Below are 19,355 nucleotides of genomic sequence, written 5' to 3'. Positions count from 1 at the left end.
ATGTCTTATCGTTTTGCTGCTGCCGCGCGGGCAACCTCATCCAGAAAGGCCGTCACAATTTCCGGATGATTGTTGAACGGCTCCATGGCAAGCAATGCCCTGGCAGCCTCCGCCTTGTCGCGTCCGCCTTCGACCATTGCATCGAAGACGGCTTCCATCGCCTTCCTCAGCTCCGAGGCGGCTCCTTCGAAGGGTTGCCCGAAGGCGTCCGGCATCTCGGCATTGTTGATGACAATCAATGGCGCCGGGATGGTCTGCTCGATCAGACTGAACAGCGCCTGGAGCGGCGCGCGCTCCTCAGCACCATCGAGCACCTTGCGGACGAGCGGATGATCCCGGTTGATCTTGTAGAACGACTTTCCATGCTTGGTCAGATGCGTCCACAGGAACGCCTCCTTATCGCCGAGCTGCCGCTGAATGACCTTGCCGCGGTGTCGGTAGATGCTTGAAGCTCGGGCGCGCGCGGTCCGCGCAATGCGCTGCAGGTCGCGCCGAAGTGCCGCGGGCGGCCGCGCCCGCGACTTCTTCACGTCGATCTGCCACTGAAGGTCAGCGGAATTCGCAAGGTCGATGCGGATGCGCGCGAGCTTGAAATGCTCCTCCTTCTGCATTCCCAGGCCAAGCCAGTCGCCCGCGACCAGCAGGCGACGATTGCGATAGATGTAAAACCCCTGATGCGCGTTCCAGCCCTTCGGTCCCGCAGCCGCCTGATGCTGATCGGCTGTGATCCTGCTGTGATGCGGCAGGATGAACGGCTTGACCTCGACCTTTTCACCGTCGGCGACGAGCAGTTCGGCCGTCTGGGGATCGGTGAAGTCGACGTCCTCCAGAAACGGATCCCACGGCTCGATTTCGCGGCCGTTCATGTGGATCTTGATCGAGCCCCGCCCTTTGAGGAATCGATGGAACACCATCGACAGGTGGTGCTTCACCGCATCCGCGCGCTCGCGAAAATGCTTCTGGGCAATCTCGTCGTCACTTCCCGCACTACCGACGAGCGTATCTAGGCGATCCCAGAACAGGATCGTGCCGCTCTTTTGTGGAGCGAGCAGCGCATGGTCTTCCGCACTGAGAAGATCCATCTTCTTGAGCAGGCGCCACTCGCCAGTTCCGGTGTTGGCGATGTAGTCGAGATCCCAGCGACGCAGCGCGGGCGCCGACGCTTTGGTCTTGCTGAGTACGGTGAGGCAGCGACATTGCGATATCGACGCCGTCTTCATGCCGAGGCCGAACCTGCCGAGGTCGTTGGCCGCCCGGTCCGCAAGAGGGCTGAGGCTTCCCGGCTTCATCGCCTGGCGAAGCGCGTCCTCCGTCATTCCCTTGCCGTCGTCGCGGATCAGGACGCGGGAGTCCTGACCATCCCACTGCAAGTCGATCCAGATGTTTTTCGCTTCAGCGGATATGCTGTTGTCGATGATGTCGGCGAGAGCGGTGGGGAGGTCATAGCCGAAGGCCCGAAGGGATTCGAACAGCTCCGCCGCACCAGGGCTGGCGATATCATAGTCAGCCGACACGGTTCAGCCTTCTGGTATCGGCTGTCGCATGCGCGGCGGCATTCCTTGCGTTAAGGATCGTCCACAGAGCCTCGCCGATCCAGCGTGCCAGAAGGGGCGGAACAGCGTTGCCGACCTGCACATATTGCTGGGTCCGGTTTCCCTTGAAGAGATAGTTGTCCGGGAACGTCTGCAGCCGGGCAGCTTCCCGAACCGACAGGCTCCGGCACTGCAGCGGATCGGGATGGATGAAATAATGGCCATCCTTCGATATGTGGCTCGTCACCGTCGTCGAGGGACCGCCTGAAAGCTGAACTCGGAAGCGATCCGCGAACTTTCCGGAATTCCAGTTCTCATGTTCCGGTGCGAGTTCTTCCGGGTAGTCCGAAGCCTTCGGAGACCGTCCTGCGACTTCGGCAAACACCGCCGCGAAGAAATAGCGCGCGAGGTCGCTCGCCATGTGGCCGCGTGTCGCGTGGTTGGGAAGAGTCTCGAGCCGGGAGTCGGTGAGCCAATCTCGAAGATCGGCTGGGCAGTCGGACGAGATACCCACGCCGCGAGCTTCGCGGGCAGGAACATCGTTCAGGCCTTTGAAGGAGGCAAGGTATGCGGATGCCCGCTGGGTGAACTCGATCTGCTCGTGATCGGGCAGACCGGTGTCCATGTCGGCGACGAACGCCATTGCGACACTCACGATCTGTTTCCACTCGTCCTTGCTGTCGATGCCGCGGCTCAGTCCGCTGCGGAGTTTTGGCATCCCGTCGAGAACATGGCCCACCTTGGTCGTCAGACTGTGTCGAACCATCAGGTCCGCAAGCGAGGAGTCTGGAACGCCGTCGGCGAGATCGGACCGGAGCCCGACGACGATGACGCGATGCCGTGCCTGCGGAACGCCGAAATCCTCCGCGCGCACGATGAAGTCGGACGCCGTCGGCTCGAGCCTGCCCAGGTCCAGCTGTCGGCGCGATCTCGGATCGAGCGCGATCAGCCGGTATGATTGTCCATCCTCGCGCTCGCCCCGCAGATCGCGGAGCACCTGATCGAAGATGCGGTTATGCCCGTCGACCGAGGACGAGAGCATACCCTTGACGTTCTCCATGACGAATGCGGCCGGCCTGAGCCGATCGAGGATTCGGATATATTCCTGATAGAGGAAATGCCGACCGTCCTCGCTGGCGACATATCCCTCCTTTCCCTGATTGCGGGCGCGACCGACCAGCGAGTAGGCTTGGCACGGTGGCCCCCCGATGAGGATGACGTTGCCGCCGCTTTCGGCGCGGATCTCGTCCAGCCTCGGGTTCAGTCGGGTCTCGGGATCCTCGTCGCCCAGCTCCAGTTTCCAGGCTTCGTCGATTGCAGCCGACCATTGCTTGGGAAAGAGCGCTGCCCAGTCAGGCTCATCGCCTCCGTCGTTGATGTACCGGTAATAGGCGTCGGGAAGCGCATCGCCGAACTGGCGCAGAAAGCTGCGCAGCTGCAGAGTCGAATGGGCGGCTGCTTCCTTCTCGATTGACAGAGCGATGTGGAACGCCCGAGCGCCGTCTGCCCCAGGAACGCTTGAAAATCCCTCGGCCAGTCCCCCGGGACCTGCAAAAATGTCAACGACCGAATATGTTGGCAAGAATCATACGCTTTCGAACTCACAGGCAAAGGGCTGATGAATATCATCTCCGCAGCGAAATGACAGGCTCGGGTCCACGATGGATGTAGTTGATCGCGCAACCCGATCGAGGATGATGGCCGGCATCCGCGGAAAGGATACGAAGCCGGAGGTCGCACTGCGCGGGTTCCTGCATCGAGCCGGGCTTCGATATCGCTTGCATGCTTCCGATCTGCCCGGCCGCCCCGACATCGCCTTCCCAGCGAGAAGAGCTGCCATCCTCGTGCATGGCTGTTTCTGGCACAGACACGAGGGATGTCACTGGTGCACCTCACCTTCGACAAACGGGGAATTCTGGAGTGCGAAATTTGCCCGGAATGTGAAGCGCGACACCGAAGTGCTTGCCGCATTTCATGCGCTCGGCTGGCGGACGGCGACGGTCTGGGAGTGCGCCCTTCGAGGCGACCGGTTCGAAATGACCGCCGCGGGGATCGTCGACTGGGTGCGGAATGGCCTGGAAGACCTCGACACCGGCATCATTCGCCCGCGAATGCCGACCACAAAAGCCGACCAGCCCTGAGTGTCAGGAGATCTGTGGGCCGTTCCTTCCGCGACCGAAGCTCCAGCTGACCCCTTCGGTGCGCATGACGCCAGCGACCGGGCGACCGATCTGGCGGTCGAGCACCGGCCGCCAGGGCACCAGAGTGAAATCCCGGCTCCTTTCCAAGAGTGCGAACCGACCGCTGGCGAGATCCACGCGGCGCAGCAGTCGGCCATCGATCACTTCGCCGACGCGCATCTCGACGAACGGCTTGCCAAGCTCGCCAGCCAGCTCGTCGCCGGCGCGAAGGAGTTCACGCCGCTGCAGCATCATGATCGCGTTGGCGCGGAGTCGAATTCGATCACCATCTACATCCGCGAGCTGCTGTTCAACGAGCCATTGCTGACGGCCGGCCATCGCGGCACGGACCTCACGCCCGAAACCGGCGTCGCGCACCGCCAACGGCGATTGGGAGGCAAGTTCCCGATCGACCCACGTCGCCGTGTCGGCGTCACGAAGCTGTTCGAGTGGGCGGGCCGATAGGGTCTCGACATCGACGGGCCGGTCTCGATGACGGCGCGCCTCATACTCGGCGGCACGATCGACATGGCCTGCCGGGATCGTCCATGTCCCGTCGGCCTCGCGCTCGACTCCGGTGCCCGCTCGCCGCATCGCCTCGAGCCGCCGAACATGGGTTTCTGCAAACGCCTGCGTGGCAGAGGGATCATGTCGAAGATGCAGATCGGTCGAGTATCGCCCACCATTCGCCGCCGCCACCTCGGCGACGACCTGGTCGGCGTCCCGAACCTCCAGGCTTCGCGCCGACACCCGCACGATCGCTCCCTCCGGGATCGGCGCAACGGCATCGCCGCGTCCGATATCGACATAGTGGGCATGACCGTCGACGCCATCGACGAGCAGATAGTGACGGTCACGATGCTCGTCGGCGAGGCCTCGCGCGATCACGCGGCCGACCACTGGCTCCGGATCCGTTTCCCCGGCCCCGAACAGGCTTCTCCCGATCCACGGCCGCTGGAGATTCCGGGCGGTCAGGTCGCGTTGCATGGTCCGGATGATATCGACCCGTTCGCCAAGCGTGCGCAGCGTGCCCTCCAAGTCGTCGGCGAGCCGCCAGCGACCACTGCCGGCATTCTCGGCGAGGCCCATGCTGGCAAGCTTCTGCAAACGGCCGGCCCGAAGCGATTGTTGGAAGGGATCGCGGTCCGCCGATGCGACCAGGCGATCGGAATCCATCGAGCGGATCAGACGCCGGTCGATCGCGGTCAGCCGCTCCTCGCCGATATCGTGGCGAAGCCGCGCCTCGATTTCCTGGTCGGTGCGCGGCCCGAGGTCGAGCGTCACCAGCTCGGCCGCCCGCTCGCGAATGCCGTGCGAGATATACTCGCGGGCGATAATCAGATTCTGGCCGGTGTCATCGACGCCGCGCAGCATGATGTGAGTGTGGGGATGGGCCGTGTTGAAGTGATCGACCGCGACCCAGTCCAGCCGGGTGCCGAGGTCAGCCTCCAACTGGGTCATCAGCCGGCGGATATAGGGCTTGAGATCGGGATATTCGGAACCATCCTCGGCCGAGACGATGAAGCGGAACTGATGGCGGTCGCCATCGCAGCGCTGAAGGAACGCCTTGCCATCTGCCGTGTCGCGGTCGGCGGAATACAATTCGCCCGGCGTGCCCTCGCGAGTGACGCCGTCCCGCTGGATGTAGCGCAGGTGCGCGCGCGCGGCGGGCATCCCCTTTGCGCCGATCCGCACTAAGCGCGTCTTCACGACCGCCCGGCGCGCCCGCAAACCCCCGAACCGATCACGGCTGGAGAGCAGCCGGCCCATGCTGGCGCCGCGGCCGATCCGACTGCCGTCGAAGCGTCGGCTCCTGACCGAACCCTTCTCGGCGGAACGGATCGCCGCGCCAACCACGCGGCCGAGATAGCGACGCGCGCGCTTTCCGCCCTGTTGGCGCTGCCGACCGAGCCGTGGCGTGAACTCGTCGTCTTCGCTCATCGCGACCTGCCACCAGGGCCACAAATCTCGCGAATTCGCGCCGAAAACGGCGGATTTCCGCCAATCCCGGCGAGCATGTCTCGCGCGAAGCGCGGCTTGTCTCCATAAAAAACGATGTGCAGACAATCACTTGGCACCTGTCGCGAGACAGTGCCTTTCTCTTGCTTTCGCTTTCTTCCTTCTTCCTGTCCCTCTCCCCATCCTCGGCTCAAAGAAAAAGCCGGGACACGATGCCAAACTGGCACCGCGCCCCGGCCCGAACTGCGCAGAAGATAGTCAGGCATCCGCGAACGCCGCCAATGCCTGTTGCCGCCGCCCGAATTCGCGCTTGCCCATCAGTCCGTGCGGGTTTCCATCGCCATCGACGATCATCACCGCAACGAACCACTTGCCGTCCAGCCGCCCAAAAATCCGCACCCGATCCAGGTCGATTTCCTCATCGTTCGTGCTGTCATAGGCGCCGATCCAGCGCTCCTGTTCGCGTGCATCCCAGAGGAAATCGGTCTCCTCAGCCTCCAAAAACCGATGCGCCAAAGCCTCCCCGACACCGTGTCCGAACTCGATTTCCAGCCCCGAAACCAGCGCTGCCATCACGCGATCCGATGCCACCGAAATGGGTTGAAACATGCCCATGATCATCTCCTTCGCTTCTGTTCTCCTCATTGAGAACATCGTGAAGAAGACGGGTGGCGGAGTGGCTGTCAGGGCCGCGGAGCGTAGCGGAGCGCCGCGGAGCGGACGTGGGGGGAACCGATTTTCGCAGAAAATTGGGGGGCACCCACGGGCCTTGAGAGCCGCTCCGCCACCCGTCATGCTGGGCCTGTCGAGACGAGCCCCTCCAACGCCCGCGATCATGGCCCGACCTTCCGGACAACGAACAGCATGGGCTGCGCGCCAGCTTCTTCCGGGCCAGGCCGATCGGTCGCAACATTCCGACGGACGACGAACAACAGGGGTTTGGAGGGTATGTCCGCCGACTGCGGCGCGGCCGGTGGCGAACCGCTGACCGACCCGAGATAGGCGACCGTCTCTCCGGGCAGTCGTCGCTTGCCGGCCAGATACGATGCGTAAGCGCCCGGTCCGGCATTATAGGCGCCGAACAATCCCGGATAGCCGAACCGGTCGTACATCAGCCGCAGGAAGCAGGTGCCAGCGAGGATATTGTCACGCGGATCGTCGGGATTCATTCCGAGAGCGAGACGCGCGCGCATGTCCGCCCAGGTCGCGGGCATGAGCTGCATCAGGCCCATCGCCCCGGCACGGCTGCGGATCGGGCGACCATTCAGCGTCGTGTAACCCCGGCTCTCGGCCCGCATCACGCGCTCGATCCAGCTGGTCGGGATACCGAACCGGGTCGATGCCTCCTCGATCATCGGCCGCCAGCGCGCGACCTCGTCGGCCCTGGCGGGCGTCGCGACAAGCAGCAGGACGGCCGGGAGCAATCGGGTCAGCGTGCCCACAGCAACCGCGCCTTTCCGACGACCAATCCACCGTCGGTCACGCCGAAATAGCGGCCATCGAACGAACCGGGGCTATCCGCCATCAGCAGGAAGAGCTGGCGCCCGCGAAGGCGGACGCACCCGCTCCACCACGGCATTGGTCTCCCTTTGGCGTCGGAAACGCGGCGCTCGACTACCCATGTTCCATTGACGAAAATCTCCCGGCCGAGCGCGCAGACCTCGTCTCCCGCCGCCGCCGCGACGCGCTTCACCAGCGGCACGTTGGCGGGGATGTAGCGCCGCTCCGCCGCCATCGTCCGCGACGGATCAGGTACTCGCGCGATGACCATGTCGCCGGGTTCGACGGTCGCGCCGGGCGTCACGGCATACAGGCCGATCGGCGCACTTGCGCTGGCATTCCACACGAGGCGCGGAGCCGGTGGAAAGGCAATGGTCAGGCCGACAAGGGTGATGACGGCGCCGATGACAGCGACGCGCCGGCCCAAGTTCCGGCGCTCTCGCTTGGCCTGCCGAAGCTGATCGCCCCATTCGAGAAGTGGCAGGTTCCGGCTGCGATCGGGGCGCCTAGTCATGGCGCTTCTCCCCGACCGCCTGCGCTTCCGACCAGGCATCGAGATCGTCGATATGATACTGGACGAAGCGGCTATGCAGCCGGAAGACAGGCCCCTTGCCCGCGCGCCGCAGCCGTTTCAGCAGCCGACTGGAGAACTTGAGATAGGCCGCCGCCTGGTCGGTATTGAGGTAGGGGGAACCGCGTTTCGCGCGGGTTGCGCGGGAGATGTCATCGTCGGTGTCCATTGTGCCTGTCCATGTCCGAAAGGGACGGCGATCGGCCGTCGCTGACACCGGGAATGGCGGGCGGGACACCGGTTGCGGAGTGTCGCAATCGCGACCCGCAATTTCGACACACCCCGGCGATTTCACGGGAAGACCCCGCGCGCCGGAGCGCGCGGGGCTCGCCATCGCCGGGAAGAGCGGTGTGGGTTGTGCCGGGTGGCAGGGGATTGTCGGTCCCTTGCGACGGTAAGCTGACACAAGCAGACGCCCCCKCCTGCAAGGTCTCTCGCGAGCTATGGCAACGTATGGCCCGCCCCGTTTGCAATAGGATTGTACGATGTTCTGATAAGTCTGCGTCAACGTATGCGGTCTCATGGGGAAGCCCCATGGCCAAGATGGACATCCGCGCGTCTGAAGCCCCTATAAATCCGCCGGCATCAAGTGCCATTTGCCATATCGGGCTTTCCAGACGCCGATCGACTCTCAGGCCATCTTTACGATCCTTCCTGCAAACCTCTGTGGGCTACACGCTCACCGGCGCGCGACCGATCCTATTACGCCGCTACGGGGTGGCAGCGTTCAAAAATTGTGTCCTTGCGCAGGGCCGCCCAGGCGATCCGCGCCAGTTTGTTGGCCAGCGCCACCACCACAGCATTGCGATGGACGCCGCGCTCAATCATCCCCTTGAGCCATCGTCCCAACGGCGTGTCGCTCTGCGACAGCGAGGGCAATGCTGCCCGGGCGCCGTGGATGAGCAAGGTTCGCAAATAGGTGTTGCCGCGCTTAGAAATCCCAAGCAGCCGGGGCTTGCCTCCGGTGGTAAATTGTCGCGGAGTCAGGCCGAGCCAGGCGCCGAGATCGCGAGCCTTCGCGAAGCCGCTGGCGTTCCCAACGGCCGCGATCAGAGCCGTCGCGTTTAGGACACCCACACCCGGGATCGACGTCAGCCTTCGAGCAGCAGGATCATTACGCGCCAGTTCAACGAACTCGCCGTTCAACGCTTCTATCTTCGCATCGAGCACTCGCCATTCGGCACGCAATTCGCCGACCAGTTGGCGCAAACGCGGCGAGAATGTCGTGTCCTGATCGGTCAGCATGGCATCAAGACCCAGTTCGAACTTGCGCCGCCCCGCCGGGAAAATAACCCCGCGCTCGAGCAAGATCGCCCGCGACTGGTTGATCAGGTTCGTACGCTCGGCCACGAGGCGCGAACGCACCCGATGGAGTGTCTGGATATCCAGTTGCTCCTGACTTTTCAGCTCAACAAAGCGCATAGTCGGACGTGAGGCCGCCTCGGCGATCCCCTCAGCGTCGCGGTCGTCGTTCTTCTGCGCCTTAACGTAGGGGCGCACGTATTCCGGCGACATCAACCGGATCTCGTGACCCTGTGACGCAAACAGGCGGCCCAGATGATGAGCGCCGCAGCACGCTTCCATCGCGATTACGCAGGCAGGCAGCTTCGTCACATAGTCAACCAACGTCTGGCGCCGCATCTGCCGGCGCACCACCACCGCTCCGGCCGCATCAACCCCGACCACGCTGCAAGAGGTCTTCCCCAGGTCAACACCAAGGATCGCAATAGACATCGGCCGTTCCTTTCCTTTTCAAGCACCGGCATCATATCCGATGCCGGGGAGAAGGGGCGGGCCATTCCATAAATCCGGCTCACCGCTCGTGCCCCGCGCGCGGTGGCGCGCGGGGCATCCGGTTCAGCGCGACCAGATGAGCTTGTGCTCGCCGTCATCGCCCTGGCTGAGCGTCGCGTAGATCGGAGCCGGGAACGACGGATCGTCGAGCTTGAGGCTCAGATATTCCGCGCCGGTTTCGCGCGCCGCCTTGGTCCAGGCCGCCCCGAATTCGACGCCCGATGCGCTGACCCGGTGGTCGGGCGCCTTCTCGTTGTCGCGCTCGCAGGGGCGGATGCTCGCCTTGACGCGAAGCGTCAGAGTGCGGATTTCGCCGGTGTAGACGCCGTTTTCGCCGCGGGTGAAGCTGCCGATCTGTGCCATGATAACCTCCTTCAAGTGATGCGATGCCGCCCGATGCGGCCTCGACAGGCGGTCGATCAGGCGGGCGGAGGACGGTCCCGCACCCGCAGGGCCGCAGCGCAGCGGAGGACGGCCAAAGCCGGGCTTCTTGCCTCGCGAGGAAGGCGAGGGAACCGAGCCGGGGAAGAAGGTCGGCGACGCCGTTGCGGGACCGGCGGACCCCGCCAGACCCGCCAAGAGAGAGGTCCGTTCAGGGCGGCAGGCCGAATGCAGGAGGTCTGGCACCGTGCGGATGTCCCTCGACAATCGGCCCCCGGCACCGCGATAATCGCGTCCATGCTTCGTGCCCTTGCGCTATCCGTCCTCATCGCCGCGACGCCGATGCCAGCGCACGGCAACGCAGCGGACGGCTACGATTCCGGCCGCGTGGCCTGGGTAACCGACGGCGACACGTTCCGGCTGGAAAGCGGCGAGCGGATCAGGATCGCGGGGATCGATGCCCCGGAAACGCACCGCGACCAGGCCAAATGCGTGGCCGAAACACAATTGGGATTGAGGGCCAAGGACCGCGCCACGGCGATGCTCGCGGGACGCGACGTGACCTTCCACCGCGTCGGCCGCAGCTACAACCGGACCGTCGCCACCGTCGTCCTCGATGGCCATGACCTCGGCACCGAGCTCGTGCAGATCGGGGTCGCAGCGTGGTGGCCGCGCGGTCGTCCGAAGCCGGACTGGTGCCGCCGCGCATCCTGATTTCCGATTTGATCAGCGATACTCAGGGATTATGATGACGAAGCGTGAAGCGCCGCCAGCGTGTCATGCCGGTGGCCGCTCCCGCGCTCAATAGACTGCCGGAGAAGCGATACGCGCTTCCGCAGTCGAGAGGTGATCAGCGCATGAAAACGATCGAACGGGCCGCACGGGCGCTCTGCAAATTCGACGGACATGCCGAGAATATCAGGTTCGAGGGCGGGCCGATGTGGCAAAGCTATGTACCGCAGGTGCGTGCGCTGCTCGATTCGGTTCGCGCGACCGCACCGGCGGGCACGGACGTCGAGGGCTGGCGGATGATGATCGAGGCCGCCCTCGCCGAAGGCGATGCCATCTAGCTCGCGGCGGCCACCAGGATCGAGACTTAACACTCACTCCGGCGACCGGGCGTTCGCGTCTGCGCGGTCCTGAGCGCCGGCTTTGAACTTCTGTTGCCGCGCGCCGACGCCGGGACGGCGGAGGCGCGCGGCCGGATTTTGAGGGTCCGGATGCGGGCGGGGTTTCCCCCGCCCGCGATGATCACGCCGCCTGCTTCAACGGCTCCTGCTCGGCATCGGGGTCCGGCTCGGGAGTCCGTGCCGCCTCGACTTTGGCATGGGCCGTGACGGTGGCGACGCCGCCCCGGTCGGTATAAGCGGACGCCGGGAACCCCAGCCATTTCGGAACCCAGCGTTCGACCTTGGTCCGCCCGTCTGCGCCGTCGAGATGGTCGCGGACGATGCGCTTCAAGGTCTTGGTCTTCTCGCCCGCGTTGGCAGTGGCGACCATCTCGCCCGCCACCTCCGCGACGATCCGCGACAGCACTTCGCGGTCGCGGATCAGCTCGAAGAACGCCGCGTCGGCCTGCCACCAATCGGCCATGTCGACGCCGATCTGCACGCCGACAGCGGCGACGGCGGCGCTGCCGCTCGCCAGCGTCTCGCCCATGATGACCGTGATGATCTCCATGATCACCGGGTCGGGCAGCTCGATCAGGCGCAGGAAGATGCCCGCCACGCCATAGTCGTCACCGTTCCCGCCGGTTACGGTCGGCTCCTCGGGCGAGAAGTCGAGCACCGCCAGCACCGCGCGGCGGCGCTCGTCGAACACCGTCTCGGCGCGCGCGGTTTCGAGGCTTTCCCGCACCTCATCGTTGCGGGTCGTTTGCGGCTCGGGCGAGACGCGCCACAGATGCGAACCGCCGATGGCGTGGGCGACCATCAGGCGCAACGCGATGCCGGGATGCCCCAGCAACGCAGCGCGGGCGGCGGCGTGACGGTGCAGGTCGAGATAGGTCTGCATCGTCGAAGTCACCTCGGGCCGGGCGATCTTGATCGCCTCCGGGGCATCGCCGCGCGCGACCCGCTGCGCTTCCTTGCGGGTCATATAACCCTCGTGGAAGGTCACCTCGCCATTGCTGCGCACATCGACATAGACGCGCCCGCCCTTGCGCTTCGCCGCCTTCTCGAACTCCCATGTCTGGAAGTGCTCGGACGGCGGGACGATGACGACATCGCTCCAACCGTCTTCCAGATAGGCGGTGCGGCGCGCCGCGATGGCCTCGTTCTGCGCGGTCCAGAAGGCATCGGCATCGGCGAAATAGCGGTCGTCGCCGAACAGGTCGGCGACGGTCGCGCCCTTGAAGCCGTCGAGGTCGAACAATGCGAAGCGGGCCGGAATCGACTGCCCGCCGAACAGCCACGCCTTCAACTGGTGGCCGGTCGGGACATAGGTGTCGGGGTCGTCGAACAGCGCCAGCCACGCGCGCTGCTGGCTCTTGCTAGCAAGGGTCAGGTGGCGGACGGTGGCGCGGTCGATCTTCTCCGCCGCGTAGAGGCTGCGGATGCGCGGCAACAGGTTGCCGAGCGCCAGCACCCGCGCGATGGTCAGGTCGGGAAGCCCGAAGGTGGCGGCGATGTCGGCGACGTCGCGACCCTCCTTCACCAGCCGGGTGAAGGTTTCCCATTGGGTCACCTCGTCGGCGTCGAGCCGGGCAAGGTTCTCGATCATCGACGCCTCGATGGCGGCGGCATCATCGGTTTCGGAGAGGATGCGGCACGGCAGCGGCTCGGCCTCGCCGGTTTCCGCAGCCACGATCCGGGCGGCGTGGAAGCGCCGCGATCCCGCGACGATCTCATAATGGCCGTCCTGACAATTGGGGCGCACGAGCAGCGTCTGGATGACGCCGCGCTTGCGGACGGTCGGCAGGATGTCGGACACATCGGGGGCCTTCTTGCCGTAGCGCATGTTGGTCTTGCTGACAGACAGCTTGTCTTGATCGATGAAAACGAGTGTCATGGCACAACTCCTTGTGAGTGCCGGTCCGTCGTTCTTTGCGGGAGGGCGGACCGGTTTTCGGATTGGCGGCGAAGCGCGCCGCCCGCGCTTCAACCGCCGTCCGGCTCGCCGGAACGGATCGGAAGTTCAGGGTCCGCGCCGCTTTCGGCGGCGCGGCGCAGGATGGTTTCGGCCCACAGGATCGAACCGGCCCGGCGCGCCCATTCGGCCCAGACAGACAGCGGAAATGGCGTCGTGAAGCCGGGCTGACGCTCGATCCACAGGCCATAGGGCAAGCGCACGGCCCTGATTTCGGACAGGCTGAAATAGCCGAGTTCCGGGGAACCGAAGCCAAGGTCGGCAAGGCCGAACAGGGTGTCGCCGTCTTCGCCAAGTTCGGTCGCGAGCCATGTCGCCGCGCCAAGCGGGTTGAACAGCTTGAGCACCGGCGCCGGGTCCGGTTCGGTCGTCTCGGCGGACGCGGCGGCGCGCCGGTTGATGTCGTTGGCGCGCAGCGAGAAGCGGGTTTCGGGGGGCAGGAGGATCATGCCGCGATCCTCTCGTCCTGAGCCTCGCGGTGCCGCGCGAGCAGCCAGTCGGCGGCCTTGGTCGCCGCACTGGCGGCGCGGAAGATCGCGCGGTTATCCTCGCGCAGCACCTCCAGCCACGAGCCGAGATAATCGGCGTGGCGGACGGTCGGCACGATGCCGAGCGCGGCGCAGAGGAAGGCCGATCCCATCTCGGCGACCAGTTCCTCGCGGGCATAATCCTTGCTGCCGAAATTGTTGGTAAGGTCGCGGCCCAAGCGCTTGGCGTGGCCGGTGGCGTGGGTCAGTTCGTGCAGGCAGGTCCGGTAGTAATTGATCTGCTCGAAGAAAGCGGGCTGCGGCGGCACCTGCACGAAATCGAGCGAAGGGACGTAGAAAGCGCGGTCGCCGCCGATGTGGAAAGGGACGCCCGAAGCGGCGATCACCTCCTCGGCAACCGGCACGATCTCGCGTTCGGGCAACGGTGCCGGATCGGACGCCAGCCCGGCGCGCAGCCCCTCGCACTGCGCGACATTGAAGACGGTGAAGCGCTTGAGGAAGGGCACAGCCTTGGGGTCGCCACCCTCGCGCGAGGCGCGCTCCTTCTCGGCCTCGGGGGTGAAGCGGTCGGCATAGACGACGGTCACGCCATGCTCGCCCTTGCGGACGCACCCGCCCGCCTCCTGCGCCTGCCGGAAGGTCAGCCACGATTGCGACGGCCAGCCATGCTCGATGACCGCGCCCCACAAGATCAGGACATTGACGCCCGAATAACTGCGCGCGGTCAGGGCGTTGCGCGGCAGACCGGGACCGGCGCTGCCGGTCGATCCCCATGGCTGGACCCATGGCAAGCGCCCGGCCTCAAGCTCCGAAATGATCCGCCCGGTCACCTCGTCATAGAGGCTCGCCCGGTTCTCGGTCTGACGATCTTCGCCCGCATCCTTGCGGCGGGAACGACGGTTGGCGGCTTCTCGCATCGCAATCCTCCATCGCCACCCAAAAAGCAGCAAGCCTCCCCGGAAGGCGGGGGTGGGCGGCGAAGAGCGACCAAGAGGCCCGGCTCCAGTGGCCGGCGGCACCGCAGGGCGTAACGTAAGTGGAGCACCCCGAAGCGCAGCGGAGGGGTTGCCGCAGGCCGCGACGGGCCTAGCCGGGAGCGCCGCCCGCACCCGCCGTACCGGGAGAGGCACAAGCAACGCCGCCGCGCGCCCGCTCGGCGTCCGCGGACACGCCAGCGATCGTCACCTTATGGCCGAGACCCGGCACGGGGCTCGGCGGAGACCGGCGCGCAGCGATGGTCGAAGTAGAGCGCGGTCGCATGAGAATGCGAGGCGCAACACCAATCCTTCCTCAAAAACTCAGAAAAAAGGGGTTCAAAGAGATGCTCGAAGACACGACACTGTTGCGGAATTTGCTAAGGGAATCGCATGCCCGACCCATCCACCGCCGTCCTTGATCAAACGCCCGGCGGCTGCGCCGGCATCGTGCCGCCCCTCGTCAACGAGCTTGCAGTGCCGGGGCGCACCCTCGTCTTCTGCGACGATACCGACATCGCGCAGCAACCTGTCGAGACGCTGCAGCCCGATCTGCGGATCCTGGTGGCGGTGCAAATGCGCTCCGAAAGCTATGCCGCCATGGATGTGGCATTGACGGCGGCGCTCGACGAATTTGGCGTCGGCGAGTTTCACGCGACCGACATCGCGACCGGAAACGGGGCATGGAAGGGGCGGACCGAGGAAGAACGCGTGTCCGCGCTCAACGTCGTCGCCGGCCAATTGGCGACTCACGCGGCAAGGGTCGGCGCGGTGTGGCTGCCGAAGGGGCAATATCCCCAGATCAGGAAGGATGCGGAGAAGCTCGGCAAGGTCGGCGTCGGGTTCAAGCACGGTTTGAGGCGCGTCCTCGTGCGCAGCGTCGTGGAACGGCTGGCCGCCGGTAGTCGGCCCTGCATGCTGTGGCTCGATCAGGATAGCGCGCTTGCGGGGCCGAAGGTCGAGCCTTGGCCGGAGGCGACATTCCTTGTCGGGGGCGGTCCGGTCGTATCACCATCGCATATGGTGCGCGGTCTCCAGCTCGCCGATCTCGCGATCTGGTCGGTTCAGCGTTTCCAGACGAAACGGGCGGGCTTCGATGATGGGAGCGCAACCGAGATCGACAAGGTGGCTCGAAACGTCCTGGCATCGTTCCCGACCGGGCTCGACGATCTGCGCGGCGACGGACATGAAGACTGGGCGCTGTGACATACGACGAATTGATGGCGAGGCTGGACGCGCGACAAGCACTGATCGTCCATTTCTCGCACCATGCCGCGATGCGCGGTGAACTGGTGTTTCCGACCGACCTCCAGCAGGTACTCGCGGAGACGGAGCGCTGGCCGCTGTCATGCTCGGTACTGACGCCGGGTCACCGGATGGACGTGGTCGGATCGGTTGGCGTGGTGCTCGAGCCGAAACGTGTCCAGGACGTCCTGCGGGTCCATCATGGCGATGCTGGCGCCTATGACGAAGACGGCGAAAATCAGTCATTTGGCGAGCCGCTGTCGGCGACTTCGTTCGACGGATCGATCGATGACGTCGTGCCAGGGACCTACAATGAATGGCGCGTGCGCGGCGCGAAGCCCATCGGCCTGTTCGTTCTCGATCCGGCGAATATCGAGGTCCGCGGCAAGGTCACCTTCGAGGGGTTGTACGGGCCGGAGGAGACCATCGCGAGCGGACGCATCTCGCTGGCCGAGGTCCGCGGCGCTTTTCCCGGTCATCCGATCTGGACCATGACGCCGGAAGGTCCGCACCAGCTCTAGCGAGCGCCAATCGGCTATTTCAGAAGCCCCTGGCAGATCATGCTCGCTGGCAGGATCGCGTCGGGCACGCATTTGAACTTCTTCGGCTCGTCGGCGAGTTGCTCGCGCAGGCGCTTCGCGTATTTCAAATTACGGACGATCACCGCCGGCACGGTGGAGCGCAGCTTGAATTCTCCTTCGCATCGCCATTCCCGCTCGTGGACCCAGTTCACCCAGCCGCTGTCGCGCTGTTCGAGACGGACGACCCGCCATTGCTCGGCCTTGGGGATGCCGAGCTGCCGAACTTCCTTGTCGGAGAGATAGAGCACCGGACGCAAGCCGCGCTTGTAGGCGGAGGCCTTGCCCACGACGATGCCATAAGGTTCGTAACGCGGATCTTCCGCCTTCATGTTTTCCGGCGTCAGGACATATTTGAGTGAGGCGAAGGGCACGTCCATGAAGCAAGCGGCTTCCTTGCCGCCGCGGATGAATCCGGCTTTCCCGCTGCCCCAGATTTTCCCCTTCTGCAGGATATTCACCAAGTTCTCATAGCCCGAATAGTCGTCCTTGCGCTTCGTGTTCTTGGTCAGGTGGATCAGATACGGAGAAAGATCCGGCCGCTTGTTGAAGGGCAAATCATCGAAGGTCGGATAGATCATGTCAGCTCCGTTTACGCCCTTGAGTTTGGCGAGAGGGCACGTCCTACCACGGCTTGGCTGAAAGCGCCGACAGCGGTCCTTATGGTGGTCGCTCGAACGTCGGGGCGTCGAGATCGAGGTCCCGGGCAGGCCCGAGGCGGCGATCTATTTGTCGGCAGGCGATGCAGCTACGCCGAACGCGGCAATCGCACTGGCCAGCCCGGCGCCAACGATCCAGTGCGCGCGCCGCAGGTGCGACAACCAGCAGGTTTCGGCCTCGTGATCATCGGGGTCGAGATTCATCAGGGTGGAGACCGAATGTCGCCAATCCTCGCCTGATTGATCGGCATCCAGCAAGGCAGCATAGAGCGAAAGATGGGTCCGGTCATAGGCGAGGACCTCTTCGCCATCCGGTGCAACTGGGCGCAAACCCGAAAAGGCGTTCCTTGCTACACTTGCGACAGCTTCATCCTTGGCGGTCACCGAACATCCTCCTGCCTCGCGCGACGGGTATTATAATGCGTAGCATCAAAATACCCGGATGTCCTCTAACCTTGGGATGGACATCAAGAAACTCGTCGGAGCGAACGTGCTGCGCCGCCGGCGCGCCATTGATCTGAGCCAAGAAGCCGTAGCCGCCAAAATGGGCGTCGATCGTGCCTATATCGGAGCAATCGAACGCGGCGAGCAGAACATCACCTTGCATAGCCTCTGGGGTTTGAGCGAGGCGCTCGGCCTTCATCCGCGTGATTTCTTCGACGACCTGGCGCTCGACGAACAAGGTGGCTAACCCCGCATCGCAAGGCGCGCTCACGGAGCTCCGAGCTTCCCCGATACGGCTTCCTTCTTCGACTTGTCCCACTCGCCCTTGAGGAGCGCTGCCATGTGCTCCTCAAGCCTGTCGGCCAACCCCACGTGCAGGGCCGTCCCCGCCTTGCCTGCGGCCGTGATCGCGTCGAGCACCTGATGCACTGCGCGATCCGCTTCATGCATGTCGCCACCGGGAGGCGAAGGTTTGCGGCCCGTCGGATTGAGACGCAGCCGGATACCGGTTCGCAGGCGGTCGACCTGCTCCCAATCGGCCTCGGGGCCGCCCCGCTCATGGGCGCGCAGGAGCGCCACCAGCCGCTCGACTTGATCCCGCATCTCGGCCCGCCACTTCGCCCGCTCAGCCGTGACCGTCTGCACCAGCACCGTCTTTGCGGTGTTGTCCGTCGACGTCGTGGCCGCGATGTTGGCCACGTCGCGCGCGCTGTCGCGGGCGCTCTTCTCGGATTCACGCGCGCTCTTCGCAGCGCTGCGCGACTTGAAGTAGCTGGACAATGCGGTCGCGATGACGCCCGCCGCCGTCAGACCCGCCGTGACCGAGGTGTCGAACTTCAGATGCGCAAGGATACCGGCGATGGCAGCGGTGGTTCCGACCGCGACGCCGACGTCCGCCTTTGTAATGTCGATGGTCATCCTGCGCTGACTCCTGCCGCGGACGGTGGGTGGGAACTCCGCCCCGACGCCAGCAATAACAGTCGCACGTAGCTGAACATGCGGACGAAGAGCCAGTCGAGCTGCTCCGACCGATCGATCATCTCCTGCGTCACCTCCGAATGACGAATGCGGAGACTGTTGCCAATGGACGTGAGCGCCCTTGCTTCCTCGGCGAGGGCGTCACGCATCCTCGTCCCGGGAGCCGCGGCGCGATCCAGTAGTGCATCGGCCTGGGTTCGCTTGTCCGCACCGGGCTCGAGAGTCTTCATGCGCTCGAAGGCATCCCACAGTTTTTCTGTCGCGTCCCGGCGATCGTCGAGCTTTGGCGAGAGGAAGTGGGAGCGAGCGTATTCCAGCAATCGATCCAGTTCCGCTTCACCGGTATCGAACATCTGCCAGCCAAGCGCCTGCGCGACCGGCTGCGGAAGAATCCGCTGTGCGCGGCCATCGGCATCGAGCTTGAACGCGATGCCGTTCCGTCGAAACAGGAGGTTTACCTCGGCAACGAACGAGGCAAGGCCCGCGGCACGATCCCATTCCATGTGATAGTGGCCGTGGTAGGAATGGTAGCTGCCGGGTATCGGTTCGCCGACCGCCTTGGCGCAGAACTCCAGCAGGTCCAGCACAACCGGCGTCTCGGGCAGCTCGTTGCGCCGTAGCGGCCAGTCGATCCAGGGGACCTCAGCCTGAAGAAATTGGGCGAATGCCTGCCGGTCGCAGCCGCATGGCCCGTTCCCGTCCGGACATTGCTCGGTGAATCGGAAGCCGAACGCACCGTTTCCGATACGCATGTCGATCAGGGCATGGAGGGCCCCCCAGACACGTTCGCCAATATCTTCGGATACTGCCGGTTGCTGGCCGTATTCCCGATCCGTGTAGTAATCCATGCTCAGACCTGCCCCCAGGGTGCCGCCGCTTGTTCGGCAGCAGCCTAGCAGCTCGTGACGGAGTTGTCCGATCGCCGAGTGTCCTCTGGAGTATCGATCACAGCGCCATTAGATCACCTGCGCCGCCGGCGAGCCTG

22 protein-coding genes are annotated in these 19,355 nt (G+C 64.7%); 6 read left to right on the top strand and 16 right to left on the bottom strand.

Annotation, left to right across the window (positions count from 1 at the left end):
* Nucleotides 1-5: 5 nt before the first annotated feature.
* Both AC1DPF_RS11280 and AC1DPF_RS11275 read right to left on the bottom strand, forming a co-directional pair.
* Nucleotides 6-1,514, bottom strand: a complete 1,509-nt coding sequence (locus AC1DPF_RS11280) for an ATP-binding protein (protein WP_477961349.1) — start codon at nucleotides 1,512-1,514, stop codon at nucleotides 6-8.
* The gene (locus AC1DPF_RS11275) at nucleotides 1,504-3,114 is read right to left on the bottom strand and encodes a DNA cytosine methyltransferase (RefSeq protein ID WP_477961347.1); all 1,611 of its coding nucleotides are present in this window, start codon (nucleotides 3,112-3,114) and stop codon (nucleotides 1,504-1,506) included. The genes AC1DPF_RS11280 and AC1DPF_RS11275 overlap by 11 nt, the downstream gene beginning before the upstream one ends.
* Before the next feature lie 79 nt (nucleotides 3,115-3,193).
* On the opposite strand from AC1DPF_RS11275, the gene AC1DPF_RS11270 reads away from it, so the two are divergent.
* Nucleotides 3,194-3,673 carry a very short patch repair endonuclease gene (locus AC1DPF_RS11270; protein WP_477961345.1) on the top strand — a complete coding sequence of 160 codons (480 nt, stop codon included), beginning with the start codon at nucleotides 3,194-3,196 and terminating at the stop codon, nucleotides 3,671-3,673.
* Nucleotides 3,674-3,676: 3 nt separating this feature from the next.
* Here the strand turns inward: AC1DPF_RS11270 and rlxS are convergent, their stop codons facing one another.
* The 7 genes from rlxS to AC1DPF_RS11235 form a co-directional block, all read right to left on the bottom strand.
* Nucleotides 3,677-5,653, bottom strand: a complete 1,977-nt coding sequence (gene rlxS / locus AC1DPF_RS11265; RefSeq protein WP_477961343.1) for a relaxase/mobilization nuclease RlxS — start codon at nucleotides 5,651-5,653, stop codon at nucleotides 3,677-3,679.
* Between the two features lie 276 nt (nucleotides 5,654-5,929).
* Nucleotides 5,930-6,292: a hypothetical protein gene (locus AC1DPF_RS11260; protein WP_477961341.1), complete on the bottom strand. Its 363-nt coding sequence runs from the start codon at nucleotides 6,290-6,292 to the stop codon at nucleotides 5,930-5,932.
* Between the two features lie 212 nt (nucleotides 6,293-6,504).
* Nucleotides 6,505-7,113 carry a lytic transglycosylase domain-containing protein gene (locus AC1DPF_RS11255; protein ID WP_477961339.1) on the bottom strand — a complete coding sequence of 203 codons (609 nt, stop codon included), beginning with the start codon at nucleotides 7,111-7,113 and terminating at the stop codon, nucleotides 6,505-6,507.
* Nucleotides 7,101-7,685: a S26 family signal peptidase gene (locus AC1DPF_RS11250; RefSeq protein ID WP_477961337.1), complete on the bottom strand. Its 585-nt coding sequence runs from the start codon at nucleotides 7,683-7,685 to the stop codon at nucleotides 7,101-7,103. Before AC1DPF_RS11250 ends, AC1DPF_RS11255 begins: the two co-directional genes overlap by 13 nt.
* A complete protein-coding gene (locus AC1DPF_RS11245; RefSeq protein WP_477961335.1) occupies nucleotides 7,678-7,911 on the bottom strand; it encodes a helix-turn-helix domain-containing protein in 234 nt (77 codons plus the stop codon). The genes AC1DPF_RS11250 and AC1DPF_RS11245 overlap by 8 nt, the downstream gene beginning before the upstream one ends.
* 533 nt (nucleotides 7,912-8,444) lie before the next feature.
* The gene (locus AC1DPF_RS11240) at nucleotides 8,445-9,476 is read right to left on the bottom strand and encodes an IS110 family RNA-guided transposase (protein ID WP_477961333.1); all 1,032 of its coding nucleotides are present in this window, start codon (nucleotides 9,474-9,476) and stop codon (nucleotides 8,445-8,447) included.
* A 123-nt stretch (nucleotides 9,477-9,599) separates the two neighbouring features.
* A complete protein-coding gene (locus AC1DPF_RS11235; protein ID WP_340268183.1) occupies nucleotides 9,600-9,899 on the bottom strand; it encodes a DUF736 domain-containing protein in 300 nt (99 codons plus the stop codon).
* A 315-nt stretch (nucleotides 9,900-10,214) separates the two neighbouring features.
* Here AC1DPF_RS11235 and AC1DPF_RS11230 point away from each other — a divergent pair, with 315 nt between their 5' ends.
* Together AC1DPF_RS11230 and AC1DPF_RS11225 are read left to right on the top strand one after the other, a co-directional pair.
* Nucleotides 10,215-10,631 (top strand): thermonuclease family protein, encoded by a 417-nt coding sequence (locus tag AC1DPF_RS11230; RefSeq protein ID WP_477961331.1) that lies wholly within the window; start codon nucleotides 10,215-10,217, stop codon nucleotides 10,629-10,631.
* Nucleotides 10,632-10,774: 143 nt separating this feature from the next.
* A complete protein-coding gene (locus tag AC1DPF_RS11225; RefSeq protein WP_477961329.1) occupies nucleotides 10,775-10,987 on the top strand; it encodes a hypothetical protein in 213 nt (70 codons plus the stop codon).
* A 181-nt stretch (nucleotides 10,988-11,168) separates the two neighbouring features.
* Here AC1DPF_RS11225 and AC1DPF_RS11220 read toward each other — a convergent pair whose 3' ends face one another.
* The 3 genes from AC1DPF_RS11220 to AC1DPF_RS11210 all read right to left on the bottom strand — a co-directional run bounded on the left by AC1DPF_RS11220 (nucleotide 11,169) and on the right by AC1DPF_RS11210 (nucleotide 14,409).
* Nucleotides 11,169-12,926, bottom strand: a complete 1,758-nt coding sequence (locus tag AC1DPF_RS11220; RefSeq protein ID WP_477961327.1) for a ParB/RepB/Spo0J family partition protein — start codon at nucleotides 12,924-12,926, stop codon at nucleotides 11,169-11,171.
* 89 nt (nucleotides 12,927-13,015) lie between these two features.
* Nucleotides 13,016-13,453 carry a DUF2958 domain-containing protein gene (locus tag AC1DPF_RS11215; RefSeq protein WP_477961325.1) on the bottom strand — a complete coding sequence of 146 codons (438 nt, stop codon included), beginning with the start codon at nucleotides 13,451-13,453 and terminating at the stop codon, nucleotides 13,016-13,018.
* Complete coding sequence (locus tag AC1DPF_RS11210) at nucleotides 13,450-14,409, bottom strand: ArdC family protein (protein ID WP_477961323.1); 960 nt, start codon at nucleotides 14,407-14,409, stop codon at nucleotides 13,450-13,452. Before AC1DPF_RS11210 ends, AC1DPF_RS11215 begins: the two co-directional genes overlap by 4 nt.
* A gap of 450 nt (nucleotides 14,410-14,859) precedes the next feature.
* Here AC1DPF_RS11210 and AC1DPF_RS11205 point away from each other — a divergent pair, with 450 nt between their 5' ends.
* The gene (locus AC1DPF_RS11205) at nucleotides 14,860-15,672 is read left to right on the top strand and encodes a hypothetical protein (protein WP_477961321.1); all 813 of its coding nucleotides are present in this window, start codon (nucleotides 14,860-14,862) and stop codon (nucleotides 15,670-15,672) included.
* Between the two features lie 14 nt (nucleotides 15,673-15,686).
* Complete coding sequence (locus AC1DPF_RS11200; RefSeq protein WP_477961319.1) at nucleotides 15,687-16,232, top strand: hypothetical protein; 546 nt, start codon at nucleotides 15,687-15,689, stop codon at nucleotides 16,230-16,232.
* Nucleotides 16,233-16,246: 14 nt separating this feature from the next.
* Here AC1DPF_RS11200 and AC1DPF_RS11195 read toward each other — a convergent pair whose 3' ends face one another.
* The gene (locus tag AC1DPF_RS11195; protein WP_477961317.1) at nucleotides 16,247-16,870 is read right to left on the bottom strand and encodes a hypothetical protein; all 624 of its coding nucleotides are present in this window, start codon (nucleotides 16,868-16,870) and stop codon (nucleotides 16,247-16,249) included.
* Between the two features lie 144 nt (nucleotides 16,871-17,014).
* On the bottom strand, nucleotides 17,015-17,332 hold the full coding sequence (locus tag AC1DPF_RS11190) for a hypothetical protein (protein WP_477961315.1): 318 nt from the start codon (nucleotides 17,330-17,332) through the stop codon (nucleotides 17,015-17,017).
* A gap of 76 nt (nucleotides 17,333-17,408) precedes the next feature.
* Between AC1DPF_RS11190 and AC1DPF_RS11185 the strand changes: the two genes are divergently transcribed.
* Nucleotides 17,409-17,639 (top strand): helix-turn-helix domain-containing protein, encoded by a 231-nt coding sequence (locus AC1DPF_RS11185; RefSeq protein ID WP_477961313.1) that lies wholly within the window; start codon nucleotides 17,409-17,411, stop codon nucleotides 17,637-17,639.
* 20 nt (nucleotides 17,640-17,659) lie between these two features.
* On the opposite strand, the gene AC1DPF_RS11180 is transcribed toward AC1DPF_RS11185, so the two are convergent.
* Nucleotides 17,660-18,310, bottom strand: a complete 651-nt coding sequence (locus AC1DPF_RS11180) for a hypothetical protein (RefSeq protein WP_477961312.1) — start codon at nucleotides 18,308-18,310, stop codon at nucleotides 17,660-17,662.
* Nucleotides 18,307-19,218: a hypothetical protein gene (locus AC1DPF_RS11175; protein WP_477961310.1), complete on the bottom strand. Its 912-nt coding sequence runs from the start codon at nucleotides 19,216-19,218 to the stop codon at nucleotides 18,307-18,309. Before AC1DPF_RS11175 ends, AC1DPF_RS11180 begins: the two co-directional genes overlap by 4 nt.
* Nucleotides 19,219-19,355 lie beyond the last annotated feature (137 nt).

The sequence above is a fragment of the Rhizorhabdus sp. P4_G6 genome, from assembly GCF_056401045.1.
The sequence above is the reverse complement of the archived record's forward strand: the minus strand, read 5'-3'. Positions and strand labels throughout refer to the sequence as shown.

Coding starts and splice junctions, on each gene's coding strand:
- AC1DPF_RS11235 (WP_340268183.1), bottom strand. CDS start 9,899: ATGGCACAGATCGGCAGCTTCACCCGCGGCGAAAACGGCGTCTACACC.
- AC1DPF_RS11225 (WP_477961329.1), top strand. CDS start 10,775: ATGAAAACGATCGAACGGGCCGCACGGGCGCTCTGCAAATTCGACGGA.
- AC1DPF_RS11240 (WP_477961333.1), bottom strand. CDS start 9,476: ATGTCTATTGCGATCCTTGGTGTTGACCTGGGGAAGACCTCTTGCAGC.
- AC1DPF_RS11215 (WP_477961325.1), bottom strand. CDS start 13,453: ATGATCCTCCTGCCCCCCGAAACCCGCTTCTCGCTGCGCGCCAACGAC.
- AC1DPF_RS11195 (WP_477961317.1), bottom strand. CDS start 16,870: ATGATCTATCCGACCTTCGATGATTTGCCCTTCAACAAGCGGCCGGAT.
- AC1DPF_RS11250 (WP_477961337.1), bottom strand. CDS start 7,685: ATGACTAGGCGCCCCGATCGCAGCCGGAACCTGCCACTTCTCGAATGG.
- AC1DPF_RS11210 (WP_477961323.1), bottom strand. CDS start 14,409: ATGCGAGAAGCCGCCAACCGTCGTTCCCGCCGCAAGGATGCGGGCGAA.
- AC1DPF_RS11230 (WP_477961331.1), top strand. CDS start 10,215: ATGCTTCGTGCCCTTGCGCTATCCGTCCTCATCGCCGCGACGCCGATG.
- AC1DPF_RS11205 (WP_477961321.1), top strand. CDS start 14,860: ATGCCCGACCCATCCACCGCCGTCCTTGATCAAACGCCCGGCGGCTGC.
- AC1DPF_RS11260 (WP_477961341.1), bottom strand. CDS start 6,292: ATGATCATGGGCATGTTTCAACCCATTTCGGTGGCATCGGATCGCGTG.
- AC1DPF_RS11220 (WP_477961327.1), bottom strand. CDS start 12,926: ATGACACTCGTTTTCATCGATCAAGACAAGCTGTCTGTCAGCAAGACC.
- AC1DPF_RS11180 (WP_477961312.1), bottom strand. CDS start 18,310: ATGACCATCGACATTACAAAGGCGGACGTCGGCGTCGCGGTCGGAACC.
- AC1DPF_RS11185 (WP_477961313.1), top strand. CDS start 17,409: ATGGACATCAAGAAACTCGTCGGAGCGAACGTGCTGCGCCGCCGGCGC.
- rlxS (WP_477961343.1), bottom strand. CDS start 5,653: ATGAGCGAAGACGACGAGTTCACGCCACGGCTCGGTCGGCAGCGCCAA.
- AC1DPF_RS11270 (WP_477961345.1), top strand. CDS start 3,194: ATGGATGTAGTTGATCGCGCAACCCGATCGAGGATGATGGCCGGCATC.
- AC1DPF_RS11175 (WP_477961310.1), bottom strand. CDS start 19,218: ATGGATTACTACACGGATCGGGAATACGGCCAGCAACCGGCAGTATCC.
- AC1DPF_RS11245 (WP_477961335.1), bottom strand. CDS start 7,911: ATGGACACCGACGATGACATCTCCCGCGCAACCCGCGCGAAACGCGGT.
- AC1DPF_RS11200 (WP_477961319.1), top strand. CDS start 15,687: ATGGCGAGGCTGGACGCGCGACAAGCACTGATCGTCCATTTCTCGCAC.